This window comes from Anoxybacteroides voinovskiense, assembly GCF_014196205.1.
Classification (GTDB): Bacteria; Bacillota; Bacilli; order Bacillales; family Anoxybacillaceae; genus Anoxybacteroides; species Anoxybacteroides voinovskiense.
On sequence record NZ_JACIDE010000007.1, the window covers coordinates 129373 to 153005 of the forward strand.

Sequence of the window (23633 nt, forward strand, 5' to 3'; positions counted from 1 at the left end):
TGTTACTCCCCTCCTACCCGAATGGACGATAGCAATTTAATCGCTGCAACGGCGGTAAACATCCATAGAATAAAAAGCAATATATACGCGATCGGTTCAAGTTTGAGTGGCTGCATTGCGGTAAAAATTTTTCCAAGCATGTCTGAATAGCCATTTCCGCTTCCGCCGCGCGGAACATATACAAGGCTGGCAAGCGTTTTGGCAAAACCGACGAATAATGAAACAATCATTTTTGCCAGCTCAAAAAAGAGCAAAAACAGTTTGACCGCCAGCACGCCAATTTTGTAGAGAAAATACAACAAGCCATCAATCAGCGCATAAATAACCTCGAAAAAGCCGACGAACAAGTCAACAATCCCTTGAAAAAGCTTTTTCAACAATCGCCCGATCCATTTAATCCCTGACCATATCACGTCGAATAACTTGCCGAACGCGTCGCCTAAAATTCCGCCTATCGCAAAAGGAAGAAAATAAATCATCGTATCACCTGCGGATTACGTTATATAAAAAGCTGATAAGTCGTTCGCCAAACATGATGACAATGAAAAGAAATAAAACGGGCGTGAGATACACCATGTAGCGTTGAAAGACTATTTCTAATACAGCTTGCAAAATATCAAAATTCATTGTTTCACACGCCCTCCTTTAGCATTCGCAAGCATTTTTTTGATAAATTCGACGAGCGGTCGCCAAAAGACTAAGACAAATGACAATAAAATCAACGGCGCTGCCCATGCAAGGATATTAATCACCGTCTGTATAAAATCATTGAACGAAAACGGAAAGTCGATTTTCGTTTCCCCCACGGTCGGCACTTGTACCGCCTTGCCTTCTGTACCAAACTCTCCGATCGGCACTAATTTTGCATCATAGCCGCCGAAAAAGTTCAGCTTCATATCTTTTTTCGGAATGATGACTTTCTGCGTCGCTGCGTCGACTACTGTATATTCTTGTCCATTTATCAGCACTTTCACTGTCCCTTTTGTCGGGCTTGTCCATGTGACGACATAGTCGCCGTTTTCGTTTTGCGTTGTCGCCACGCCAGTTAAGACCGGAACAGGCTCGGACGGTGTTGTCGTTTCAATCGTTACCCCTTGCGACTCATTTCCAGCTGTATTGACCGATGTCACCTTATACGAATATGTCGTGTCTGGTGTGACGGTCAAGTCCGTCCAGTACGTTCCGTTCGTTTCAAACATCGGCGTATAGCCGTCCGATGTCGTCGCGGCGGAAACAGCTGTCGCGCCAAAGAGTTGATCCCAGAACGATTGCTGCTCTATTTTTTTTCGATAGATTTTTACATGATGAAAAAACTCGCTTTCCGGCGATGTCCATGACAATTTCACACGATCATATTTTGCATCGGCTTGGAGGTCGGTGACATCTTCCGTCGGAATTGTTGTTTTTGCTGTTGCTGTTTGTCCTGACGATGAATATCCTCCATTGTATTTCGATACAATTTTTACTTCGTATGAAGTGTTTGGATTCAGATTAGTAAATGTATAAGACGTTGCGTTTTTGTCTAAAGAAGTAATAAAATTTCCGTCTAAATAAAGATCATTTCCGATAAATCCTGAATCGGTAGGGTTTATCCATTGTGCTAAAATTGAATAAGCAGAAGGGAATAATTTTAATTCTGTAACATCTGGTGGTGGTAGGGTTTTAACTGTTATTGTTACACCATTTGATTCATTTCCTGCTGTGTCATATGTCTTAATTTTTATTTCATACTCTCTGTTTGGTTGCAAGTTTGAAAAAGTATATGTTCTATATTGTTTGGATACAGAACTTTGAAAAACTCCATCTATATACAGCTTTACTCCATCAAAATCTTCATCAGAAGGATTTTCCCAAGTTAAAATAGCACTGTCTGTTGTTGTATATACTGATACATTTTTTATCTCTGACGGGGGAGTTTTATCAATTTGTTTTCCAAAAACATCAAATTCTTGAACTTGATATGTTTGGTTGTAAGCCGATCCTTCTACTGCTACATATCTAGCACGTACTGGGTTTGAAAGATTTACGATATTTCCTTTTTTATCAGCAGGATACACAGTCATTATGTTTTGTCCTGCCTCGTTTATAAAATATATTTCCATGTTTGCATATGAATTTGCTTTAAGATAGTACGATACGATAGTTTCCTCTTTTCCAAAGTCATAAAAAAGCAAAGAGGTTGGACTATCTCTTTTATCAAGAAAAACATTTGTAGATATATTTCCATCTGTAGCTTCTTTCGCAGTATAATACCACTGATTAATTTCCTTTCCAACATACATAGCTTTACCGTTTAGTATTCCTCCCTCGTATGCATACGCAAAATTAGGGAAGAAAAAAAGAATAGAGGCGATAGCGATAAGCAACTTTCGCAAAATTATCCACTCCCATCCGGATCATCAGGGTGTTTTTTGTAGTATTGAGTTCCTTGCCAGTCGCTTTGGTTTGGTATTGGCGCGTTGCCGCCATTGTCGCCTGGGCTTGGCGGTGTGTCGTTGTTTTGGCTTGGTATTGGCGCATTGCCGGTGTCCGGTGTGCCGCTTTGGTCTTTTGGGATCGGCATTGGCTGGTCATCCGGCTGTTGCGGGTGTCCCGCGTCCCATCCTCCTGCGTCGGTGTTCCCCGGCTCTGGCATTTTGTCGGGCAATGACGGCAAGGTGTCGATTGGATTCACGATGTCAAAACCGCCTGAGTCGTCGTTTCGAAACGGAATTTCCGGCGCTTGATTTTCGATATTTTGTTTCGTGAATCCTGACGTATCAAGCCCAGAATCAGGCATGCTTGACACTTGATTTTCAATCCCGCCTGTATCGACTCCCGACAAGTCCGCAGGCTCTGCCGGTGGCGACGGCGCTGTCCCCAACATCGTCTGCATGTCCGTCACAAGTCGTGGCACAATCGTGTCGCGAAACGTCGCGGCGACTTGATCCCAATTCGGCGCTGGAGGAATTGCACTTTTTATTTCATCTAACTTCCCCATGTATTGACTCCATCCAGGACAATTGAACAGGTCGCAGCCGATGCAGTTGTTTCCTGCTGAATCAGCCCCTAAAAAAACGGTATGATACGCAAGAGGGTTGTTCGACCATGCCTCTAAAGCATGAAACTCCCCCACAGAAGCCACAATTTTAAACCCTTTTGCGCCACTTGGAAAATTATAATCAGAATATCCAGCAAGTGCCGATTGTCCTAATAGATTTCCCTGCGCGTCAAACCATTGTAAAACACCTTGTCCCGATCCTTGGATTTTTACGCGCGTAAAATCGTCATCGTGATAAATATTGTCCGCCCATAAAATTGCGTCTGGTGTTTGTGAGCCGTAATATCCATATACGCACTCGCCGTTTGAGCATGCAGCATCCGCAGCCTCCGCCTGAATCGGCGCTAGCGCGATAAACAACGCGAACAGAAGTCCCCAGTTGATTATTTTCTTAATCATTTAATACATCACACGCCTTCCATACTAAAAAAGGAGGATTGCTCCTCCCTTTTTAGTGTTACTTCGCTGTTGCGCGACCAAAAAGCCCTTTAATAAATCCAATAATTTTTGGAGCAAAGCCTAATGCAATCGCCAACAATACAAATGGTCCGACCCAGCCGATAATTGAATTAACGCTGGTCAAAAGATCAGAAATAGAAAATGGTAAAGAAAGACCTGAAAGATCAATAGCTGCACCTAAAGTCATTATAAATTCCTCCCTCAATTTAGTTTTTATATTTCACTAGCAAATGCTAGTTGAAAACTTTAGTAACGTCGGATTTCATAGTCATCGTCTTTTTCTTGCTTCCCGACTTGGTCGGTATTTGCAAAAGATTTTTTCATGATTACGACCAACAGGGAAATCGCCCCAGCTGCCGTCATAATCATAATCATTGGAGCAACGTAAAAAAGTAACCATTTCACGTAATACCAAAATTCATCTAAACGCGCTGGAGTGAAAAATGTTTGGAATTCCGGCATATCATCACGACCTCGATCTGATCGCCACGATCACGCCGTGAAGTAGCATTCCAACAGCAACAATCGCGACAACTAACATGATGAAGGGAGCAACTGTTTTTAATAGAAATCCAAAAACGCCCCAAAAGAACGCCCAGTCAAAAACATTTCCAATACTTGACACTGTTACTCCCTCCTTATCGCGCAGATTTATAGATTGCTATCGAGATGAAAAGAAGCGTTAGAAAAATAGCCCATGCGCTGAGCGCAGTGAGAATGTCGCCATTTCCGAATACGACTTTAAACGCATACGCTACAAGTGTTCCTGTGCTTACCATCGCCGTTTTACCCCTTTCACTGTTTCAACAAGAAACATCGTGACTGGGAAAGCGACGAGGCAGGAAGCCATCAGCACGAGGTAGGTCGCCAGTATCTCTTTTGGACTTGCCGCAAATAGAAGGCTATACATGTCTACCTCCTCATAAATCGTTCCAGCACCATGAAGATCATCATGGCAGCAAGAAGAACGGAAATGATGACATCACCTAAGGTGATCTCATGAATGATGACAATATTGCCTTCTTTCGTTTCAATCAACGTATGTTCGCGCATTTCCACATAATTGATATTCGATGTCGGCTCATTCATGCTTATCACCCCCACAATTCAAATGTACAGAGAATTTTGTCGTTTTCATATCACCAAAAAAATTTGGTCATATGATGACAAAAATCGAGTGAAAAATAGCTTCACTCGATTTTATTCGTCAAATGTAAATTTTTCATCTTATGCGAAAAAATATTTTCAAAAATATAGAAAGGTGACGTGAATTTTTGTAGATGTTATATACATCTTTAAGACGTTGCACGTATTTTGGGGAATTTTCTGCCCGTTTTTGTAATTCCCGTTTCAAGCGTCTGAATCCATTCTTCAAGTTCTTTCATGCCGCAGCCGAGATCGAGAAGCTCGCGCGGAAACTCAGAAAATTTTCTTTTCCAGCGTTTCATGCGAATAAGCGCTTTCTTTGATTCTCCGAACGAATAGACGCGGCGCTCTTTTCGCGTGGAATATTGTTGCGTTCCGACATACATACACAAATAAATGTATTGTTTACCGTTCGATTTCACTTGCGAAAGGTACGCCATACGCTTCCCTCCATTCCTGGATCATTTGTTTGCGTATTTTCGAAAGACTTGTTACTTTCATGTCGGTTTCATGCTGCATGTAGTACAGGTAAGGATTTTCGTCGTGATGAGAAAGAAACGCAATGATTAACGTGAGAATGAACGCAAGCCACTTCATTTTTTCGCCTCCTAACTGGATAGATAATAAAGGAAAATGTACATCACAAAAGCAAATACGAACGATAACAATGCCGACTTGAGAAAATCACGCATGTTTTCACCTCAACTCAAGCGAAAGTTGCTCATATGTTTCCATAAACTGTGGGGAAACTTTTTCAATTTGACTAACCCGAACATCCCAGCAGCCACTTTCGTTGCAGACGAGCAATGTTGTTTCGTCAATATAAAAAAGCGCGTAATAATAATCGTATTTTGATTGATTCACGCTAAACAGTAAGATGTTGTTTATTTTTCCTTCGTATCTTAGAAGAAAGCCGTCTTGCATCACAAAACGGCTTCGCTTTTTTTCACCTACTTGTTTCACAAACTCTCCTGGGAAAAGCTGAGTTCCGGCAAGCTGGACAGGCTCGTGTTTTATTTCCTCATCGTTGGGCTTGACATACATCGCACCGTTAAAGTACCCGATTTGCATTGTCCTTCCTCCACTCGTCAATCTTTTTAATAATGTCATTTGCATCGCAGCAATGATAATAATATGTTTCTCGCTCGTACCCGCAAGCTACAATCGACAGCAATTCCCTGATTATTTCAAGATCTTCCTCGTTCAAAATCATTTTCCCACCTATTTCACTTTTTTGTCGTAATGCGTATTAAAACGGCAAATGCTCACCGTCATATGACCATTCGCAGCATGCACCAAAATTTTTAGGGTTTCTTGCGTACGCTTTAGCCTTTTCTTTAGAAATCTCATCTAATATTTCATTAAAAATACTTTCGATTTTGATACCTTTAACATCACGTAAGAACTCTTGTAGATTTGCTTCTAACAATTCCATATCAGCATAATCAAGTTCTACTTTTGATCCGATGATTGTATGAGAAAATTCAAAGCATTTAGATTCGCAAAGGGGACAAGCAATAGGCTGCTTGTCCTCTTCAACTGAAAAACCTTCGCCGCACGTTGAACAAGTGTATATGTCCAGTCGCATTTTCAGTCCTCCTTCTCCTCACAAAACACATAAAAGCCGCAATAGCACTTCAATTTTGGGATGATTTTTACGCTCCATACCTCGAATCCGCAATCATCACAAAAGAAACGATACATCGCTTACAGCTCCCTCACGTAATCTAAATAAGCTTGATACCCTTCACTAACAGCAGAAATCATTCGAGAATAGAAGATATGTGTTTCGCGCGATACGAATCCCCCTTGATAAAGAATGGCAAGTGCATGTTGCAAATACTGGTCAATGAACACAACTTCTTTTTCGTTTAAGAACATCTAGAGCGCCTCCTCATTTCTTTCATGCACCGATATTCATGATCCAATTCTGAGAGCGTCAACTCGTAAAGCTGTCGCCCGTCCTCCATTTTCACTCGTCCTAGTTCAATGAGCTGTTCGATCCGTTTGTCTTTGACGCGCTCGATCGCTTCGCGTAAATACGATTTAAACGGCTTTGACATTCGGATCACCCCACTTTCGTTGGCGATGCAGCCAATCGATGAAGCCGGCTGCCTCATGGAACGCTTTTTCAAATGGAACACGCTCAGCAAGCATTTTTATTTTGTATGGTTGCTTGTCCTCCGGCATGTAGTTCGCACGCCATGCAATCGCCAGTTCCCCTTCGCGTTCGATGAACAAATACGCGCCCAAGCCATAGCGATACTCGTACAGTTCGCCGTAGCGATAGATGAGAAAACCTTTTGCACGCGCCATTTCATTCTCTTCCAAGCGCTTTATTATCTGTTGTTTATGCTGCTTAATTTGTTTCTTTAAATCCAATGGCAATGTGCCTTCTTCATATATCAAACTTAGTTTTTTGTTTTTTGTTTTTATTTGAATATTTAGATTATCTATTTGATAAAAAATGTTATATAACATATAAAACCTCCTTATAAGTTACCTAGTTACTTCAGGTTACTTAAAATAGGGTATTTTCCTATATATCGCTCTATAGGAGATTTACCTAGAAATGAGTAACTCATTGTAACTAAGTAACTAAATCTCTTCCTCAACAAAGTTACTAGTTACCTTGAGTGACTTATTTTCCGGTATTTCCGTAAAATATTCGCCTATAGGAGATTTGCTAGAATTCGGGTAACTCGAGGTAACTTTGTAACTTTCGGTTGAAAGACCGATGCCGAAAAAGAACGTTTTGTTTCCGGTGGATTTCCGTTTTTCGAATCCTCGCAGCACTAAACGAGCCGAAAACTTTTGCTTTTTCATCGCAATTTCGCTGTTTTCTTCGCACCAGTCGATATATTCTTTGTACAGCTCGTTCAATTGCACTTTCGCTCCTGGATGAATCACGCAGCAATCGTTCAAGAAATTGCTGAGAAGGTCCATTTCGTCTTTGTATTCGTCTGTCGCGTTTTTGATTTCATCCGGCTCTCCTAAGCCTTCTTTTTGCCATTTCAGACACCCTTCAACCGCCCATCGTAAAATGCCAGGAAGCTCATTCATGAGCTTTTCCGGAAGATGCTTGTCCACTTTCTCTTTCGGAATAGTGTACGTGAACGGCACAAGGCGAATGCGCCGCCAAATTCCTTCATCATCGCCTTTAATGATCGGTTTGTGATTCGTTGTAAAGAAAATTTTGAACTCTGGAACGAACTCAAAAAATTCCTTTCTCAAAAATCGAGCTGTGATCGGCTCACCGCCTGTTAACTGTTTAATGAGCGATTCACTCAACCTTTGACCATCCTCGCTTTCGACAGCTGATACAAAACGCGAACCGTGTAGACGCGCAATATCATTATTTATACCTGAATCGTTCATTTTCGCCGTAAATGTATTTGAGTTCGTTTGCTTTGCGTAATCGCCTAATAGCGCCTTCACCGTGTTTATGAACGTCGATTTTCCGTTTCTCCCTGTTCCCCAAAGGAAGAAAACAACCTGCTCGCTTATATCACCTGTCAGTGCGTAACCAATCGCTTTTTGAAGGAAATTGATAATGTCGTGTTTCACTTCCTCGCCATCGCGAAAGATGGATTCAAGAAAGGCAATCCATGTCGGGCATTTCGCGTTCGGATCGTAATGGATGTTTGTATTTTTCGTCATCATATATTCACGTGCGTGAGGTAAAAGTTCACCTGTTCGTAAATCCACGACTCCATTCGCGCAGTTCAGCAAAAACTTATCTTTGTTTAACTCCTCCTGGCTAATTGGCAGCATCGCCTCGGCACGGGCGATGGAATTGAGGAATACCGAACTTTTTTCACTCGCTTTCGCCCATCTTAACAATTCATTGCGCGCGTCGTTATTTTCCTCTTGCGCTGCTTCCGCATACATTTCGCGAAATGTGCGAATCGCAATGCGTTCAATTTGCTTCTTTTTATCATTAATCCACGTTTTTCCGTCCCATATGAGCCACTCTTCAAATTCAACGCAGTAGCGCAAGTTTTGACCGTTGCGTGCGACAAGGCGCTCAGCGTTTCCCATTTCCGTTAGGTTGAACTTTTTCGGTTCTCCTTCTTTCCGCGCTTGCGCTTGAGAAGTCATCGGCGGAGAGGAATAGTTCGTTCCGCTTGGCTCATGTTTCAGCGCGCTATTCAACGTATTTGAAAATTCACGCTGGTCTAACGGAGGGAGGAAAAAATAGCGATTTAGGAAACTAGCTATTTCGTGCACTTGCTCTTGTGTGTAGCCAAATTCAACGAGCCGGCAGCAATGCGCGTACAGCGCGTTGTTTCGCCCTCCTTCGTGCATCGGAATCGGAAAAGGACGTTGCGTTTTATCAATCTTTTTTAATCTCTCAAAGTATATCGGCATCGGCGAAAGTTCCCCGTCTGCAATATGTACCCATTCGCGTCCGCCTGTATTTTCGCTTGGAAGAACTACTTGACCGCGCCCGGAAAGACGATAGTCACCGACAAAGCCGCCAGCCATAAGCACTGTCGCGTCTTGTCCTTTGATTTTTCCGGTCGAACGAAAGAAAAACTGAAAGCCTCGTATTGTTCGAATCGCATGAAATTTGTATCCTTCGCGCAAAAGCGCCTTAAAAATTAGCTCCCCTTCTGTCTGTTCGTCGATGTCAATCACGTCATAGCCGTCTGGAATGACAAGCCCTGTCCAACCTTTTTGCCGCAACCAAGAGCGAATCTCGCCTTCTGTCATGCCTGGACGATTTAGGTCTTGCCAGCCTTTCATGCACGGTCGTTTTGCGACGCTATACGCCTTGTTTGGATCGTTTTCCGTGTTCATGCGCGAATAGCCGACTAGACGAATGATTTTCAACGGCTTTTTCGCGGACGGAAAAAGCCGTTCAAGTCCTGCTTGTAAGTCAATCGCTGCTTGCATTTTCGTTCCTCACTTTCCTGTCGGGAATGTGTATTTGACTTGATCTGTCCAAATGTCATAGAAAACAACCATTGTGTGCCCGTTTTCGTCGCGGATGAGTTTACCAGCAGGAAAAACGGAAAAATCTTCGACTTGAATTGCACTCATATCAAACGTATCTTCAATCCATCGCATGACCGCAGGAACGTATTTTTCCATCGGATTTTCATTTGTCTTTGCTTTTTTCATTGAAAACACCGCCTTTTTTTGAATTGCGAGGCTCTCCAAAAGAGAGCCGAATGTGGAAAAATGCCGCGAAACGTGCTATATTTTCAGTAAGAATATTTTTTCTGTGCCTTGCAGTAAGTGTTGCCGCACTTGCTGCTTTTTTTATGAAGCTTTTTCATTGTCGCTTTCCTTCACTTTTTGATATTGTTCTGGAAGGACTTTTGCTAAATAGGCATACACTTCTTTTTCAAGTTGGTTGAACAATGGACCTTTTACAACGGTGATTTTCACCCCGATCCCCTCCCCGTTAAGACGACAATTTCGCTGCAAAGTCGATTTTAATTCCGCGCTGCTGCATCTCTTTGATTATTTGTTCCAGCTCCGCGCGGCGTGCTTTTTTGACCTCGATTCCTTGCAACTTTTCAACGATGAACAAAAACTCTTTCGCCTCAAGCGCAGCCGTTTCATAATCTTTTTGAAAAATCGCATCGAGCATATAGTCAATGCACATAATCGCTTTGTTTTTATGCTCAATCTCTTCAACAAGCGTTTTTTTGAGCATTTCGACACCTTCTTTCGATTTTTAGTTTGATTTACAATGATTACAAACAAATGCAAGTTCTTGCTTCATTCGCTCGCACGCGTCGCGGCGATACTTTCCGTTCGGGCTGTACCAGATTCTTTTGAAGGATTTCAAAAAAATCACCTCCTTTTTTCAAGCTGGAGTGGACGAAACTTCGCGTACTGCGTAGCGAGAAGGTAAAAAAATTTCCTCTTTACGCTTTTTGTACAATTTTGCAATTTGCTCTGCGCGTTCTGCGCTTACATGTCGATGTCCATTTTCAATTTGCGAAAGATACCCAGCCGAAATATTAAGCTTTTCTGCTGCTTTTTCAATGCTTAAACCAGCTGCAATTCTAGCTTCTTTTAGCAAGTTCATTATTTTCACCTCCAATGTTACTTTGCGTATTGCGTTGTTCAATTATATATTACTTTTCAAAACGCAAAGTGTCAACGCGTTTTGTAAAGTTTTTTAAAAAATATTTTTGTTTGCGTTTTGCAAAGGTATAATATTTTTTGAAATGATAGGGGGATTGTCATGAATCAAAAATTTGGAGAACGATTAAGAAAATTGCGTTCACAAAAAAAACTTAGTCAAAAAGAATTTGGAAAGATTTTTTCGCTTGCCGAATCAACAATTTCAGGATATGAAAACGGCTCAAGAACACCAGACATTGAATTAATAGCTAAATTCGCTGATTTTTTCGGAGTGTCAATAGATTACCTTTATGGTCGAACTGACAATCCACATGAAATTGTTGAGAGTAAAGAAGGTAGAAACCTCTTTTTCTTCGACATGGAGGAATTAAGCGAACAAGAAATCGAGGAAATAAAAAAACATATTGAATTTATAAAATGGAAAGCAAAACAGGAAAGGGGAAATTAAAATGGCTAAGAAAATGCCGTCGAGAAGGGAAAGGCAAAATGCGGTCATTTCTTTATTTACCTTCCCAGCTTTTATTATTTCGTTTTATTTAATGATGAAAGGTATTATCGGACTCGCAGGGGTAATAGTTACCTTATTTATTGCCCTTATTATAGGTTCTTGGACAGCAAGTTATGTGCCCGATATGCGTAAAAAAGAAAATAAAAATAAGAATCCATATACCGGACTCCCTCAAAAAACCGCAGAGAAGAAGCCTGCCAAAACATCCACATCTAAGAAAACTACATCTACAGCTTCTTCCAGTCAAACAACAGGAAAATATAACGTTCGTCCTGATAATGAGATTATTTCTTTACCATTACATGACCTTAATGGTTATGAATTTGAACGTCTTTGCTATCTATACTTCAAAGCAATAGGCTACAATCCTGAACTTACTCCTCCCTCACAAGACAAGGGAGTTGACTTAATTCTTACGGATAAGAAAGAAAAATTTAAAATTGCCGTGCAATGCAAACACTATATAAATTCGGGAAGACAAATTACGGTTAAAGAAATTCGCGAATTAGTTGGCGCAAAGCGTAATCATCGGTGCATAAAAGGATGGTTTATTGCTACTACAACTTATACGAATGCAGCACTTGCAGAAGCTGATACACATCATATAGACTGTTTTGCAATTGAGTTTGTTGAAAATAAAATTGTAGCATGGAAAGAGCGAGAAGCAGCAAAACGCCAAGTGGCTATTGCAAGAAAATAAATAGTTCGTTGTTATCTAATCAAAAAAGGGGTTACGAAATTGCGAACCCCTTTTTCTTTTTTGGTTAAATATTGAATAACTTCTTAAAAAAATAAGGGTGTCCTAAGTTATTTAATGATTATCTTTTTTATGTTGTAATTATAAACAAAGTCAGATAGACTAACTGTTTTTGGTGATATTCAAACCTCAGTTCTAATTGGTATATTTAAAAAAAAGATATTAAGGAGTGAACATATATGTTTTCAGTAGAGTTCCCGTTTTCTGTGCAAGATCTACTTCAGACAACGATATCCTTAATACAAAGTACCGGACCATTCCTTTTATTAGGGATAGCATTCATTTTTGCCCCTCGATTAGGAAGTTTAATTACCGATTTATTTCGAGACGATTCTTACATTAGGATGGAGCTGAGAAATCGCAAACATCAAAGATACTGGAGAAAGGAACTAATGAAGATGAATCCTGAAGAACGAGCTCTGTATATTGATCCAAGTCATCCTAAATCAAAAAAATGGCTTTAATCACTAACATTTTGTGAAAAAAAGGTTCCACAAATTACCTTTAATTAACAATAAATTTAGGTGATAAAACATGATCGATTTTTCTAAAATCAATTTACCTTTTTCCGTGAGCGATTTATTTTCTTCTACAATGAGTCTTTTAAGTTCCATGTCGGGGTTTATTTTATTAATTTTTGTTTTCAGTATATCTCAAATATTCGTTAATTTCGTGACTATTTCCCTCATGAATAAGCAACAATCCACGACACAAAAGAAAAAACGGAAATCAACGAAAGGAAGAAAGCGAAGCAGCAGCCGAACAACTAGCAGTTCAACTAAAACAAGAAAAAATTTGAAAGTCGTATGAATATATCCCTTGGTCAAACTTAGGGATTTTTCTTTTTCTTGTAAATAAGAACATATGTTTGTATAATGAAAGAAAAAAACTTGTGGGGGATGAGGTAGAATGTACTTATATAAGCCTTGCGACTTAGAAAAGCGTATCTCGGAGGCGTATCAGCAAAACGGGATCATCTATCCTTCCCAACTCGATGAAGAGTATATCGCAAGGAAATTCGATATTTTGCTTGTCGAGTCAAAATTCGGATCGTTTGCGGAATACTGCGACGACTTGAAAATTGTAGCGCTTCATCACGACTTGGACTCGCTCAAGCGCCGTGAAGTTTTTTTTCATGAAGTTGGTCATTTGTTTTTACACGCGGGCGACCAGTTGAAAATGAACGGCTCATTTCGTTCTTTTCAAGAATCACAAGCAAAACGCTTTACGTTATTTGCAGCGATCCCTTATCATATGCTTACATATATCGATTTTTCGAAAAAACGCGACTTTATCATTTATGAAATGCAAGAAACGTTCCGCGTACCGGCTGAAATATGCGAAAGCCGTCTGGATTACATTGGAAATAAAGTGTTAGAGGCTGCTTGTTTGTGAATGTTATTTATTACCGCTTACTATTGTCATTAGAATTGAAATTTTAATGCATCTACGTTCGCTGAAAAAAACGAAAAAAGACGTGTCGCTCCATGAACCGATCGGGCAAGACCGCGACGGAAATGAAATTAGTTTAATTGACGTACTTAAATCAGAAGGGGAAGATGTCGCGGACGAGATTCAATTAAACATGGAAATTGAGCAAGTGCGAAAGTATATTGACGTATTAGATGACCGCGAAAAAGAAGTCATCGTCAGCCGGTTCGGGCTAAATTTGCAAAAAGAAAAAACGCAGCGCGAAATCGCCAAAGAACTCGGCATCTCCAGAAGCTACGTCTCCCGCATCGAAAAGCGCGCACTCATGAAAATTTTTCATGAGTTTTATCGGAATGAAAAAGAGAAGAAACGGTAACGAAAAATGGAGGCTGCTGCACGCAAGCCTCCATTTTGTATTGATCAAAGCTAAGATAGCTCAATCGCCTTCTGACCCACTCCCCCTAATTGACCAAGTTGAAAATTATCTGGAAGGTAAATGCAAGGCTTTATAGACGAATATTCACTCAGTTTTCAATCGCCTTTTCTGAAAAGATTTGATACTTTTCGTCAGAGAGTTTTACGAGAAGAATATTTTTATCCTCTTTTACACTATATATTGGTGTTCCGACTTCTAATAAGTTTGACGAAAAATTCTGTTTTGGCAACGTTTCTTTATCAACGTAAACGTCAAATAGCCCCCACCTTTTTTGAAGGCCGAGGCTTAGGGTATTATTTAGTTAGCTGATCAAAAGCAATACATGAAACAGGGAGTGTGGTTGACCAAGGAAGCATTTGATCCAATGCGTGCTTGTCTGACAAATCCATATTGGGAAGCTTCTCAAAAAGATAACGAAGGTAGTAATATGGATGTAAATGATTCGCTTTCGCTGTCTCCACTATGCTGTAGATGATGGCACTTGCTCGTGCACCTTGTGGTGTATTCGCGAAAAGCCAATTTTTCCTTCCGATAACCACCGATTTGATCGAGCGTTCGCTGCGATTATTATCGATCTCCAGTCGCCCATCCTCTAAAAAGGCCACTAATTTATCCCATTGGTTCAGACAATACGCAATGGCTTTTCCTAGTGCGCTCTTTGGCAACACGTGCTGTTTTTGCTTTTGCAGCCATGACAAAAAAGCGTCTAAGATAGGTTTGCTTTGCTTTAGACGTTCTTCATACCGATCTTTAGGATCTAATTTTTTTAATTTACGTTCCACCGCAAACAGTTGGTTACAGAAATTCAGACCTTCCGTTGCGGTCACTGGTGTCACGCTATTGGCAGGCATGGATCTTATGGCGTCTGTAAATCCTCTACGCGCATGAGCCCAACAACCAACTAGGGTTACGTTTGGAACTTGATGGTACCCTGCGTATCCATCCACCTGCAAATAGCCTTGAAAACCGTTCAGGAAATGTTTCGGGTTTTCCCCTGCTCTCGTTTCCTGATACTCATAAAGGATGATAGGAGGTCCTTCTACCCCTGTCTGGTACTGCCACAAATAGGAAGTGGAAGTAGCTGGTCTTCCAAGTTCATGAAGAACCTGAAGGGTGGTTTCATCGGCATGAATAATATCCAGCTCCAGAAGATGTTCATGCATTCGATGATACAGCACACTCAGCCATTGTTCCGCTCCTTTGACCATCCAATTGGCAAAGGTTTGACGAGAAAGAGGGATGCCCATTCGCTGAAACTGTTTTTCTTGGCGGTATAACGGGAGCCCTTCTACATATTTTTGCGTCATAATATGTGCCAAAATAGAAGGAGAGGCGAAACTGCCCGGAATGACCGATTTCGGTCTAGGCGCTGTTTGAATCGGCGTTTCGATCTCATGGTGCTCACAATGACGACAAGAATAGACATATTGCACGTGCTTCACCACTTTTAATTCCGCAGGAATATAGACAAGTTCTTGGCGCACTTCCGTACTCATTTCATGCAGCGTTCCACCGCAACACGAACAGACCTGCTCTTCATCGGGTAAACGATATTCGACCGTTTCCACCGGCAGGTTTTCCAGCATCGCTTCGCCGTGACCGCGTGTTTTCCGACGGCGCTGATAACGAATGGACTCTAACGCAGGTTCCGGCAACTCAAGGTTCGATTCGTTTTCTACCTCGTTGAATAGTTCCAATTGACCAAGAAGGGTTTTTTCGCTCGAAACGCCAAAGCGTTTGTGCTGCAGAAGGCGAAGTTGTTCTTCGTACCATTTTAATTTGGCTTCCAACTCCTGTTGCTTTTTTAGTTCCGCCTGTAATTCCGCATTTTGCTTTTCCAGCATTTCTAAGCGTTTAAGGAGATCTTCTATTGTAAGATGAGAATGAGGGAATTTCGCTGTTGTTTTCATATTTTCATTATACAACAAAACAGCGGAATTCCCTGAATTTTTATTAGTTAAATAACTTTCTTTGCGGTTACTGCCGAATGGGCTTGTTTCTGGTTCCATGATAGTCCATCGAGCAGCCAGCGTAATTGGCGTGGACTAATTTGTAAAGGTTCCGAGTGATGCTCTGAAGGCCAATCAAACGTTCCTCGTTCGAGTCGGCGATAATATAGCCAAAATCCGTTATGATCCCAATGAAGAATTTTTAATTTATCCCGCCCACGATTGCAGAACACAAAAAGGCTAGAAGAAAAGGGATCGAGCTGGAATGTTTCTTGGACGATGGCTGCCAACCCGTCGATGGATTTTCGCAAATCCGTACTCCCTCGAGCGAGGTACACACGGGTCACCGTGGCCGCATTCAACATAACGTTTTCAACACCTTCACCACATCAGCCAAAAGCGAAGGGTGAAACCCTTGCTTCACCTCGATCGAACATTCGCCGATTTTCACTTGGATGGAGCCGTCGTCGCTCGATGGATTTACCATGACAACGGATGTCCACGTGGTAGAAGGTTTAGATGGAACAGTTGGGTCTTCCATCCGTTTGAGCCAATACTTCAACTGATGAGCCTTTAAACCATGTTGTTGACACCATTTGGCTCGTGAGAGACCGCTTGCCCTGTAATCGGCGATGCGCTGTTCCCATTCACGTCTCAATTCGTTTTTATCCATACCAAAACTCCTTTCATAAAGATTTCTAAAGAAATTATGGCATGGATATAGGGGCAAAACTAGGTGGGAAGAGTTTGACGCTTATGGTAGAAAACTACAAAACTTAACAGAAACAACGGACTCGTTTATCTCATTCCAACAAGAGCGAGACTTGGAAACCATCTAATCGATGTACACAAACGACAAAAGCGACCCCTTTTTAGAGGCCGCTCTTATTATGCTTCTACGCTTACTTCTGCAGTAATCACTAATGCAATTGATACTGTAATGACAATCCCCATCACCATTGCGAACATCCCAACTTCCTCCCTCTCGCCGGTTCTTTATCTTTATTTTACACGGAAAAACGCTCAACTCGAGCAGGAGGTTTTGAATAATTTGTGAATTTCAAAACGTGAATAATTAAAGGTTTCTATATACCTTGCAAAAAATCTTTCCCGCTACGTTCAGATAAAACGCAAACACGCCGGAAGGGAAGCTGTTTTTTTCAATGCGCTTTACACCCCACTACGTTCAAATAAAACGTAGCAGCGATCGAAGTAATCAAAATGATTGAGGAAGACTTTACATCCCACTACGTTCAAATAAAACGGGGTTGCGTTTGCTTGTAGATCGACTGATCCCTTACTTTACATCCCACTACGTTCAAATAAAACGATGTCCGCAAAATCACTTCTTACTCGAATGATATGCTTTACATCCCACTACGTTCAAATAAAACCTGGAGTGCTACTGCGGAGTGCTACTGCACTCACCTTTACATCCCACTACGTTCAAATAAAACTTTTGACAAAGCGGACTTTTTCTCCCTCAATGACGTCCTTTACATCCCACTACGTTCAAATAAAACACCGATTCAGAAGCGTCTGTTTATCATCGTTGACGACTTTACATCCCACTACGTTCAAATAAAACTAGAAAAATACTTAGGTATTCCTAATTCTTTATATGTCTTTACATCCCACTACGTTCAAATAAAACGTTTTCGTTGTTGCGTGATTTCTGTAAGCAATGACTCCTTTACATCCCACTACGTTCAAATAAAACAGTCCTGTTTTGTTCGAGCAGTTTACCGTCATACTCCTTTACATCCCACTACGTTCAAATAAAACGAACAAAAGCAACTTTCAAAAAAAACTTGTCCGAAAACTTTACATCCCACTACGTTCAAATAAAACGCAATTGCCACATATGACCCAAATGCTGCCGAACCGGCTTTACATCCCACTACGTTCAAATAAAACGCGAATCGTTACGCAACAAAGCGCTGTCTGTTGCGACTTTACATCCCACTACGTTCAAATAAAACACGGTCGACGACTTCCTTCCCCTTTTTTAAGGCGTCTTTACATCCCACTACGTTCAAATAAAACATTCCAACCTGCGCTTGTTTATCAACGGGAAACGTTCTTTACATCCCACTACGTTCAAATAAAACCATTTCTGACGTTCTTTTTCAACTGCAATTTCTTCCTTTACATCCCACTACGTTCAAATAAAACACGTATCAATGTATCGGTTTGAGCCACAACCTTTTACTTTACATCCCACTACGTTCAAATAAAACGCTAGTTCGTGTGCTTGTATCCAAGCCGACACGTCCACGCTTTACATCCCACTACGTTCAAATAAAACCCATGCAACTTCAAACATACGCAACATCTTTACACAACTTTACATCCCACTACGTTCAAATAAAACAAAACAGGGCGTTCTCGTAGCAAAATCTCGCAGATGACTTTACATCCCACTACGTTCAAATAAAACTAAAATCCCTTGATCGTCAACAATGACTGTCACATCTCTTTACATCCCACTACGTTCAAATAAAACTTTTAAGATAATCTTCCGTCACTTGGTTAATATCAAATTTACATCCCACTACGTTCAAATAAAACTTGTATGACAGAAGAAAAATTTTTTGTACCATTTACTTTACATCCCACTACGTTCAAATAAAACCACCACTAGCAATAGCATGTAAAGCGTCTGAAATCAACCTTTACATCCCACTACGTTCAAATAAAACTGTCTTACGAAAATTTGTTCTGGAGGTATAAAAAACTTTACATCCCACTACGTTCAAATAAAACGTTGCTATGTATATTTCTTATGTTTCTTATTCTTCCTTTACATCCCACTACGTTCAAATAAAACGAATACGCTTCATACATGATAACACCTACTTTTCAGCCTTTACATCCCACTACGTTCAAATAAAACCAGCGAGCGGAATATAGAAAACCGCGTATGTAGTGACTTTACATCCCACTACGTTCAAATAAAACCCTAAAATCCAAAAGTAAAAAGTGTTGTCATATCAACGATTTTGGGAAATCGTTGATATGGCAATCTTCTTCGTTTTGCAGTAAAGTGCCAGTTGTGTTTTTCTTCTTCTTCAAAAATACCGCATTTTTCGTTGATATCTCAAGCATTTTGACCCATTTTTTAAAATTAGAGGTTCACTGCAAATGTTAAAGGAAGAGTTCATCAAAGTTTTTCTCCTGTCCAAACACTTGCTTTTTGATGTTCTTCGGATTAGCCACCTCGTAAATATAAATGGAATCCTCATCTTCATCAATGATTTGATCGATTTCATTTAAGCATTTCATTAACAAACTCTTAGTAATTTCCCCCTCAAACACAGAGTTTTGTGTCCACGTTAAGTATTCCCTTAATTTTTTACACACTTTATTTACACGCTTTTCTCCAACATCGTACGTAATGATTACAAACATAACTACCACCATGCCTTCAACGGTTTATAAGGCTCATCGCCAATGAAATGTTTAATGAGTTTGTAACATTCCAGACGAATAAAATACCGATAACTTACTTTTCTCTTCAGTTTTCGATGCTGTACTGTTGTTGATAGTTTCTCATCCCACTCTTTAATAAAGCGCTTTTTTCCTTCCTCATTTAACAAAACCATTCCATCGAGAAAATCAAAATGCTTCTGGGTGATGATGCGATTATTAATGCACGAAATAATCACAACATCAACGAGTAATGGCTTGAAAATCTCCGATAAATCTAGACATAAAGAGAATCTCTTCGTTGACGGCTCATGTAGAAAACTAATCGTCGGGTCTAGTTGTGTTTTGTAAATTTCTGATAAAACAGTCGTATAACAAAGCGAATTTCCAAACGAAATAAGGGCATTAAGCGGGTCTTGCGGTGGCTGTTTCGTTCGTTTTTCAAAGATAAAATCTTGATTCAAAATTGCATTAAATGACTGATAATAATGTTGGCGAATGCGTCCCTCTATTCCCATCAGTTCTTGAATTTTCGTAGCACTATCCATCTTTTTCGCTTCTTCTTCGATGTCTTTTACATATTGCTCCGTTTTTTCTTTGTATCGTCGAATATTCCGTAACATATGATGCACAGCACTTTGCAAAAACGACCTCGCCATATATAGTCGTTTCTCGTGATCGAGATAATGAGCACTTTGTTGTACCACCGTAAATCCTGAAACTTTTTTATTTCTTGGACAAAACGTTCCCGCATAAAAACCATAATAATTAAATACATGAAGATGAACATCGTGTTGGCTCAATAAATTTAATAACGACGAGTTTAAATCTACTTCCCCAAATACATATAAATTGTCCGTTTGATGGACAGGAAGGCTTTTTTTATTTTCGTCTTCATCGAAGAAGTATAACGTATTATCTTTACGTTTCAGCCTCCCGTTAGAAAAAATATAGTGGTCTCTTAGCATTAATCATCACCCTCTAACGCAAAACAAAATTCATAATACGCGCATTTTGTACAATAAGGCAGTTTTTTTAGCTTCGGTGGGGAAGACGAATGAACGATTGAATAAATTTCCTTTATCGCCTTTTCAATCGCTTTTTCATCTTTTTCCGTTAGTTCTACCTCTTCTGTTCTTCGTTCTTTCGTATAGCTAATTAGCCCCTTTTTCTCAATGCCCCGCTTCTTCAGTTCATACAAGTAATACAGCATTTGAAACCGATCCGCCTCTGACATTTTACTTGAAAGCTTAATTTCGCGAACGTACTCTCCATCCAAAGCATCTAACTTAAACGAATCATCCACTAAAATTTCCCTATCCTCCAAACGTGGATAAGCTCGCTCATGTAAAATCTTCCCCTCAATGACACGTTCATGTTCGTTTTCCATCGCAATTCCTTTGGAAAATAACCACAGCTTCCGCTTACACACTTTGTAATACTGCATTTGCACACCACTAACCATCAACATAAACCCCTCTTAAGAAAAATTGGAAGAAGGTTTGTCCAGCAAAATTCCTTTTCCCTTCCATTGCTCACGGTTGAAATCGTATTCAACATCAGCGATATATATGTGGTCAAATGGCTTTGGCAAGCGCTCCGACACATATTTTTCTGCTACATATCGCTGAACGCTAACCGTTTTCTTTTCAATTTCCATCCGTAATTTCAAGCGTTTTTTCCATTCTTTTTCTTTTTTATATTGCTCGAATAGATGATCGATTTGATCATATATCTTCCGAGTAATGACTTGAATGTTTTGAATATCACGTAGCTTTTGTTGCGCCTCACGTTTATCCATTCCGTATGGATCAAGATTATCAAACATGTATAAGGCATCTTCAAATTCTTTCAAAAATGAAGTTCCCGTTAATCGTTTTCGGTCATATAGTTGCGCTACCATTTCTACTTTTGCACGTTCATCGATAATTTGGTTATCATATGGTTCTAACTGCCGAATACTTTCATTCACAAGATGCTCGTTATACACTTTCGGAACGCCAGAGATATTTTCTGTGAAAATATGAATATTGCAACCGTCATGGTCTAACGCTCTCTTCCGATAACAACGTCCAAAACGTTGGAATAAGCTATCTAATGTCGACATTTCGGTAAATAAATAGTCAAAGTCGATATCAATACTTGCCTCGACAAGTTGGGTGGTAATCCAAATTCCTTTTTCATTATTTTCGTTAAATTCTTTAATGCGTTTTTCTAGTAGTTGGCGATCTTCTTGTGTAAATTGTGAATGAAGCAAGTAGACGGGAACATGAGTCTCGCATTGTAAGAATTTATCGTAAAGACTCATTGCCTTACGAACTGTATTGACAATGACAAGTATTTGCGATGTTTCTCCCAAGTTCAATATTTCCCCAATCGCTTCCTCAATCCCCTCGGCACGCAAGCAAATGCGGTGGCGGTGTACGCTTGTATCAATGAACTCCTCGATCGCAATCTGGTCGTCGTCAATCACATTTCGCTGTTTTAGCTCCTCCAAATATAACGTGGGAAGCGTGGCAGTCATAATCATAAATTTTCCACCTACACGGTGGATCATTTCGAGTGCTTTAATTAGCATCGATGCAATCCTCGGCTCATATGCTTGTATTTCGTCAATGACCACTTTTGCATTCGCCATTGCAGCTAGTTCTTTTTCAAACCCTTTATAGTAAAAAGGAAACTTTAAAATTTGATCGATTGTTGTAAGCAATAACTTCTTCGCATAATGTTCAGACTGTTGTTTTAATTCTTCCCAATTTTCCTCTTTGTCTACTAAATAATGTACGCTCGTGGAGTGCAGTAATCCAACCGCATCGTAGCCCATTTTTTCTTTTATTCGATCATAAATCGCATTTATACTTACCCTAAGCGGCAATGTAAAAAATGCTTTATCCTCTCGAATCCACAAAAGTGCTGCTTCTGTTTTCCCCATTCCCGTTTGAGCAATCGCAATCACATGCTTATCATGATGTTGTTCAGCAAATTGCTGCAAATCGTTTTTACGAAATCCTTGTTTATGCATATATTCATTAAGATTTATATAGATCGATTTTTCCACATCTCTTTCAACATCAATATGCGCAGACGCCGCATGGTCTAAACGATGTAACAACCCTTTAATCATGACATATTTCCAAAATTCTTCCCCGTCATGATATGTATAGCGGTTTAATAACCGGTCAACGAATCGATATGAAAATTTTTCTGTGATCGGTAAATTCATATGTTCACTTAGTTGAGATAACTGATTTTTTATATCGTTCTCTAAAACATGACGAATGATTTCTTTCTCTGGATGCTGGTCACGCTCATGATGATAACCAACCGCGTGAATGAGTAGTCGCTCTTCTTCTTTTGTGAGGTCTAGCTGTTTTAGTGGGATACATCCTACTGATAAATAATTGTGAGGTACATTTGTTTCCATATCCGTTTCTAACACAGATTCACGAATTGCCTGGCGGATTTTATTTTGAAATACCGTGTTCACTTTACCAACATCATGATATTGTACAGCGATTTCTAACAGCTTCCACATTCGCTCGTCCATCAGCATGAGTTTATGACCGTAAGCGTTTTTTAACAATTTTAAATTATGGAGGAGACGATCCGTATGTTCACGAATCGTCTCTTTCCCCTCGGATTTTGCATAGAAAGTCATTGTTCTTCCTCCTACAAATGATAAAAGACTAGTTCCCCGTCTTCATCAATCCAGACCCCTTCTGGTGCCTCAATCCCTTTTTGCACATAACCAACATTAACTTTTTCCCACTGCCGAATCCCGTTAACAATTTCATATTTCCAGTTGAGTTGATAAGGAATGCTTTTTGTTTCTCGATCAAGCAGATAACTAGGAATATAAGCATTCCATTGTAAAGTTTCCTCTTCTTCCAGCTCTTGCACTTCCACGAGTTTATATTCATCAATCCGAACTAAATCTTCCCAACGACCAAGGCTGTAATGAGTCGCACTATGCTCGATGGCATGAATGATTTGCTCTAAGATGTGTTGCTCTGCTTGGACATGGATTAATAAATGGACATTGTGCAACAAATGCGTGTACATTGGCATCGTTGTAATTTCGTTTTTATCGTAAGAAAACTCCGTTCGAGCCAACCCATCTAATACAAGTGGGAAGCTTGATAGTTCTCTCTTTTTGAAAAAGTAATATCGTTGATAATCAAGCAACTTCGCTTCATACGTTCCTTGCACGCTCAATCGCATCGGAATGAATTGATTGGCATCAAGCAAAGCATGAATCATTCCTTTTACGGTCGAATATGGCGGAAGCGGATATGTTTCCGCCACTTTGGAAGCAAACGGCTTTTTGTAGCACGCTGTTTCTTGAAATAGTTTTAATCGTAACGCTTTCATAC

General features: G+C 40.2%; 32 protein-coding genes, 1 pseudogene and 1 CRISPR repeat array. Of the genes and pseudogenes, 4 read left to right on the forward strand and 29 right to left on the reverse strand.

Annotated elements, in window-relative coordinates; genetic code table 11:
• Nucleotides 1-2: 2 nt before the first annotated feature.
• The 21 genes from GGR02_RS06800 to GGR02_RS06895 all read right to left on the reverse strand — a co-directional run bounded on the left by GGR02_RS06800 (nt 3) and on the right by GGR02_RS06895 (nt 10691).
• A complete protein-coding gene (locus tag GGR02_RS06800; protein WP_183183980.1) occupies nt 3-479 on the reverse strand; it encodes a hypothetical protein in 477 nt (158 codons plus the stop codon).
• A 144-nt stretch (nt 480-623) separates the two neighbouring features.
• Entirely contained in the window at nt 624-2063 is a 1440-nt protein-coding gene (locus GGR02_RS06805; RefSeq protein WP_183183981.1) for a fibronectin type III domain-containing protein, read from the reverse strand.
• A gap of 314 nt (nt 2064-2377) precedes the next feature.
• Complete coding sequence (locus GGR02_RS17460; RefSeq protein WP_229706110.1) at nt 2378-3439, reverse strand: hypothetical protein; 1062 nt, start codon at nt 3437-3439, stop codon at nt 2378-2380.
• A 58-nt stretch (nt 3440-3497) separates the two neighbouring features.
• Nucleotides 3498-3686: a hypothetical protein gene (locus tag GGR02_RS06815; RefSeq protein ID WP_221210737.1), complete on the reverse strand. Its 189-nt coding sequence runs from the start codon at nt 3684-3686 to the stop codon at nt 3498-3500.
• 59 nt (nt 3687-3745) lie between these two features.
• A complete protein-coding gene (locus GGR02_RS06820) occupies nt 3746-3961 on the reverse strand; it encodes a hypothetical protein (protein ID WP_183183982.1) in 216 nt (71 codons plus the stop codon).
• A 4-nt stretch (nt 3962-3965) separates the two neighbouring features.
• Entirely contained in the window at nt 3966-4124 is a 159-nt protein-coding gene (locus GGR02_RS06825) for a hypothetical protein (RefSeq protein WP_013876578.1), read from the reverse strand.
• Nucleotides 4125-4137: 13 nt separating this feature from the next.
• The gene (locus tag GGR02_RS06830; protein WP_183183983.1) at nt 4138-4278 is read right to left on the reverse strand and encodes a hypothetical protein; all 141 of its coding nucleotides are present in this window, start codon (nt 4276-4278) and stop codon (nt 4138-4140) included.
• A complete protein-coding gene (locus GGR02_RS06835; protein ID WP_183183984.1) occupies nt 4272-4409 on the reverse strand; it encodes a hypothetical protein in 138 nt (45 codons plus the stop codon). Before GGR02_RS06835 ends, GGR02_RS06830 begins: the two co-directional genes overlap by 7 nt.
• 2 nt (nt 4410-4411) lie before the next feature.
• Nucleotides 4412-4588 carry a hypothetical protein gene (locus GGR02_RS06840; RefSeq protein WP_183184021.1) on the reverse strand — a complete coding sequence of 59 codons (177 nt, stop codon included), beginning with the start codon at nt 4586-4588 and terminating at the stop codon, nt 4412-4414.
• Nucleotides 4589-4794: 206 nt separating this feature from the next.
• Nucleotides 4795-5085: a hypothetical protein gene (locus GGR02_RS06845; protein ID WP_183183985.1), complete on the reverse strand. Its 291-nt coding sequence runs from the start codon at nt 5083-5085 to the stop codon at nt 4795-4797.
• Nucleotides 5051-5242: a hypothetical protein gene (locus GGR02_RS06850; RefSeq protein WP_183183986.1), complete on the reverse strand. Its 192-nt coding sequence runs from the start codon at nt 5240-5242 to the stop codon at nt 5051-5053. Before GGR02_RS06850 ends, GGR02_RS06845 begins: the two co-directional genes overlap by 35 nt.
• Nucleotides 5243-5341: 99 nt before the next feature.
• Complete coding sequence (locus GGR02_RS06855) at nt 5342-5716, reverse strand: hypothetical protein (RefSeq protein WP_183183987.1); 375 nt, start codon at nt 5714-5716, stop codon at nt 5342-5344.
• 178 nt (nt 5717-5894) lie between these two features.
• On the reverse strand, nt 5895-6233 hold the full coding sequence (locus GGR02_RS06860; protein WP_183183988.1) for a hypothetical protein: 339 nt from the start codon (nt 6231-6233) through the stop codon (nt 5895-5897).
• 119 nt (nt 6234-6352) lie between these two features.
• Nucleotides 6353-6526: a hypothetical protein gene (locus GGR02_RS06865; RefSeq protein WP_183183989.1), complete on the reverse strand. Its 174-nt coding sequence runs from the start codon at nt 6524-6526 to the stop codon at nt 6353-6355.
• Nucleotides 6517-6708: a Fur-regulated basic protein FbpA gene (locus GGR02_RS06870; RefSeq protein WP_183183990.1), complete on the reverse strand. Its 192-nt coding sequence runs from the start codon at nt 6706-6708 to the stop codon at nt 6517-6519. The genes GGR02_RS06865 and GGR02_RS06870 overlap by 10 nt, the downstream gene beginning before the upstream one ends.
• Entirely contained in the window at nt 6692-7126 is a 435-nt protein-coding gene (locus GGR02_RS06875; protein ID WP_183183991.1) for a hypothetical protein, read from the reverse strand. Before GGR02_RS06875 ends, GGR02_RS06870 begins: the two co-directional genes overlap by 17 nt.
• A gap of 117 nt (nt 7127-7243) precedes the next feature.
• The gene (locus tag GGR02_RS06880; RefSeq protein WP_183183992.1) at nt 7244-9544 is read right to left on the reverse strand and encodes a phage/plasmid primase, P4 family; all 2301 of its coding nucleotides are present in this window, start codon (nt 9542-9544) and stop codon (nt 7244-7246) included.
• 9 nt (nt 9545-9553) lie between these two features.
• Complete coding sequence (locus GGR02_RS06885) at nt 9554-9772, reverse strand: hypothetical protein (protein ID WP_221210738.1); 219 nt, start codon at nt 9770-9772, stop codon at nt 9554-9556.
• Nucleotides 9773-9913: 141 nt separating this feature from the next.
• Nucleotides 9914-10042, reverse strand: coding sequence for a hypothetical protein (locus tag GGR02_RS17465; protein ID WP_260174994.1), 129 nt, complete (start codon nt 10040-10042; stop codon nt 9914-9916).
• A gap of 16 nt (nt 10043-10058) precedes the next feature.
• Nucleotides 10059-10313 carry a hypothetical protein gene (locus GGR02_RS06890; protein WP_183183994.1) on the reverse strand — a complete coding sequence of 85 codons (255 nt, stop codon included), beginning with the start codon at nt 10311-10313 and terminating at the stop codon, nt 10059-10061.
• A gap of 153 nt (nt 10314-10466) precedes the next feature.
• Nucleotides 10467-10691 carry a helix-turn-helix transcriptional regulator gene (locus GGR02_RS06895; protein ID WP_019416842.1) on the reverse strand — a complete coding sequence of 75 codons (225 nt, stop codon included), beginning with the start codon at nt 10689-10691 and terminating at the stop codon, nt 10467-10469.
• 159 nt (nt 10692-10850) lie between these two features.
• Here GGR02_RS06895 and GGR02_RS06900 point away from each other — a divergent pair, with 159 nt between their 5' ends.
• From GGR02_RS06900 to GGR02_RS06915, 4 genes and pseudogenes are all read left to right on the forward strand, one after another.
• Nucleotides 10851-11198: a helix-turn-helix domain-containing protein gene (locus GGR02_RS06900; RefSeq protein WP_183183995.1), complete on the forward strand. Its 348-nt coding sequence runs from the start codon at nt 10851-10853 to the stop codon at nt 11196-11198.
• Nucleotide 11199: 1 nt separating this feature from the next.
• Nucleotides 11200-11958 (forward strand): restriction endonuclease, encoded by a 759-nt coding sequence (locus GGR02_RS06905; protein WP_183183996.1) that lies wholly within the window; start codon nt 11200-11202, stop codon nt 11956-11958.
• Between the two features lie 966 nt (nt 11959-12924).
• Nucleotides 12925-13410, forward strand: a complete 486-nt coding sequence (locus GGR02_RS06910; protein WP_183183997.1) for an ImmA/IrrE family metallo-endopeptidase — start codon at nt 12925-12927, stop codon at nt 13408-13410.
• A gap of 28 nt (nt 13411-13438) precedes the next feature.
• Nucleotides 13439-13822, forward strand: a pseudogene (locus tag GGR02_RS06915) (sigma-70 family RNA polymerase sigma factor); the annotation flags it as partial.
• A 353-nt stretch (nt 13823-14175) separates the two neighbouring features.
• Here GGR02_RS06915 and tnpC read toward each other — a convergent pair.
• The 8 genes from tnpC to cas5b form a co-directional block, all read right to left on the reverse strand.
• Complete coding sequence (tnpC, locus tag GGR02_RS06920; protein ID WP_183184018.1) at nt 14176-15726, reverse strand: IS66 family transposase; 1551 nt, start codon at nt 15724-15726, stop codon at nt 14176-14178.
• A 113-nt stretch (nt 15727-15839) separates the two neighbouring features.
• Nucleotides 15840-16196 (reverse strand): IS66 family insertion sequence element accessory protein TnpB, encoded by a 357-nt coding sequence (gene tnpB / locus GGR02_RS06925; RefSeq protein WP_183183998.1) that lies wholly within the window; start codon nt 16194-16196, stop codon nt 15840-15842.
• The gene (gene tnpA / locus GGR02_RS06930; protein ID WP_183183999.1) at nt 16190-16504 is read right to left on the reverse strand and encodes an IS66 family insertion sequence element accessory protein TnpA; all 315 of its coding nucleotides are present in this window, start codon (nt 16502-16504) and stop codon (nt 16190-16192) included. Before tnpA ends, tnpB begins: the two co-directional genes overlap by 7 nt.
• A 495-nt stretch (nt 16505-16999) precedes the next feature.
• Nucleotides 17000-18792: direct repeats of the CRISPR family, unit length 29 nt; unit sequence CTTTACATCCCACTACGTTCAAATAAAAC.
• A 186-nt stretch (nt 18793-18978) separates the two neighbouring features.
• Nucleotides 18979-19242: a CRISPR-associated endonuclease Cas2 gene (cas2, locus tag GGR02_RS06935; protein WP_012574449.1), complete on the reverse strand. Its 264-nt coding sequence runs from the start codon at nt 19240-19242 to the stop codon at nt 18979-18981.
• A gap of 2 nt (nt 19243-19244) precedes the next feature.
• Nucleotides 19245-20228, reverse strand: a complete 984-nt coding sequence (gene cas1b, locus GGR02_RS06940; protein ID WP_183184000.1) for a type I-B CRISPR-associated endonuclease Cas1b — start codon at nt 20226-20228, stop codon at nt 19245-19247.
• The gene (gene cas4, locus GGR02_RS06945; RefSeq protein WP_183184001.1) at nt 20228-20725 is read right to left on the reverse strand and encodes a CRISPR-associated protein Cas4; all 498 of its coding nucleotides are present in this window, start codon (nt 20723-20725) and stop codon (nt 20228-20230) included. Before cas4 ends, cas1b begins: the two co-directional genes overlap by 1 nt.
• Nucleotides 20726-20740: 15 nt before the next feature.
• Nucleotides 20741-22918: a CRISPR-associated helicase Cas3' gene (gene cas3, locus GGR02_RS06950; protein WP_183184002.1), complete on the reverse strand. Its 2178-nt coding sequence runs from the start codon at nt 22916-22918 to the stop codon at nt 20741-20743.
• An 11-nt stretch (nt 22919-22929) separates the two neighbouring features.
• Nucleotides 22930-23631 (reverse strand): type I-B CRISPR-associated protein Cas5b, encoded by a 702-nt coding sequence (gene cas5b, locus GGR02_RS06955; protein WP_183184003.1) that lies wholly within the window; start codon nt 23629-23631, stop codon nt 22930-22932.
• Nucleotides 23632-23633: the final 2 nt, after the last annotated feature.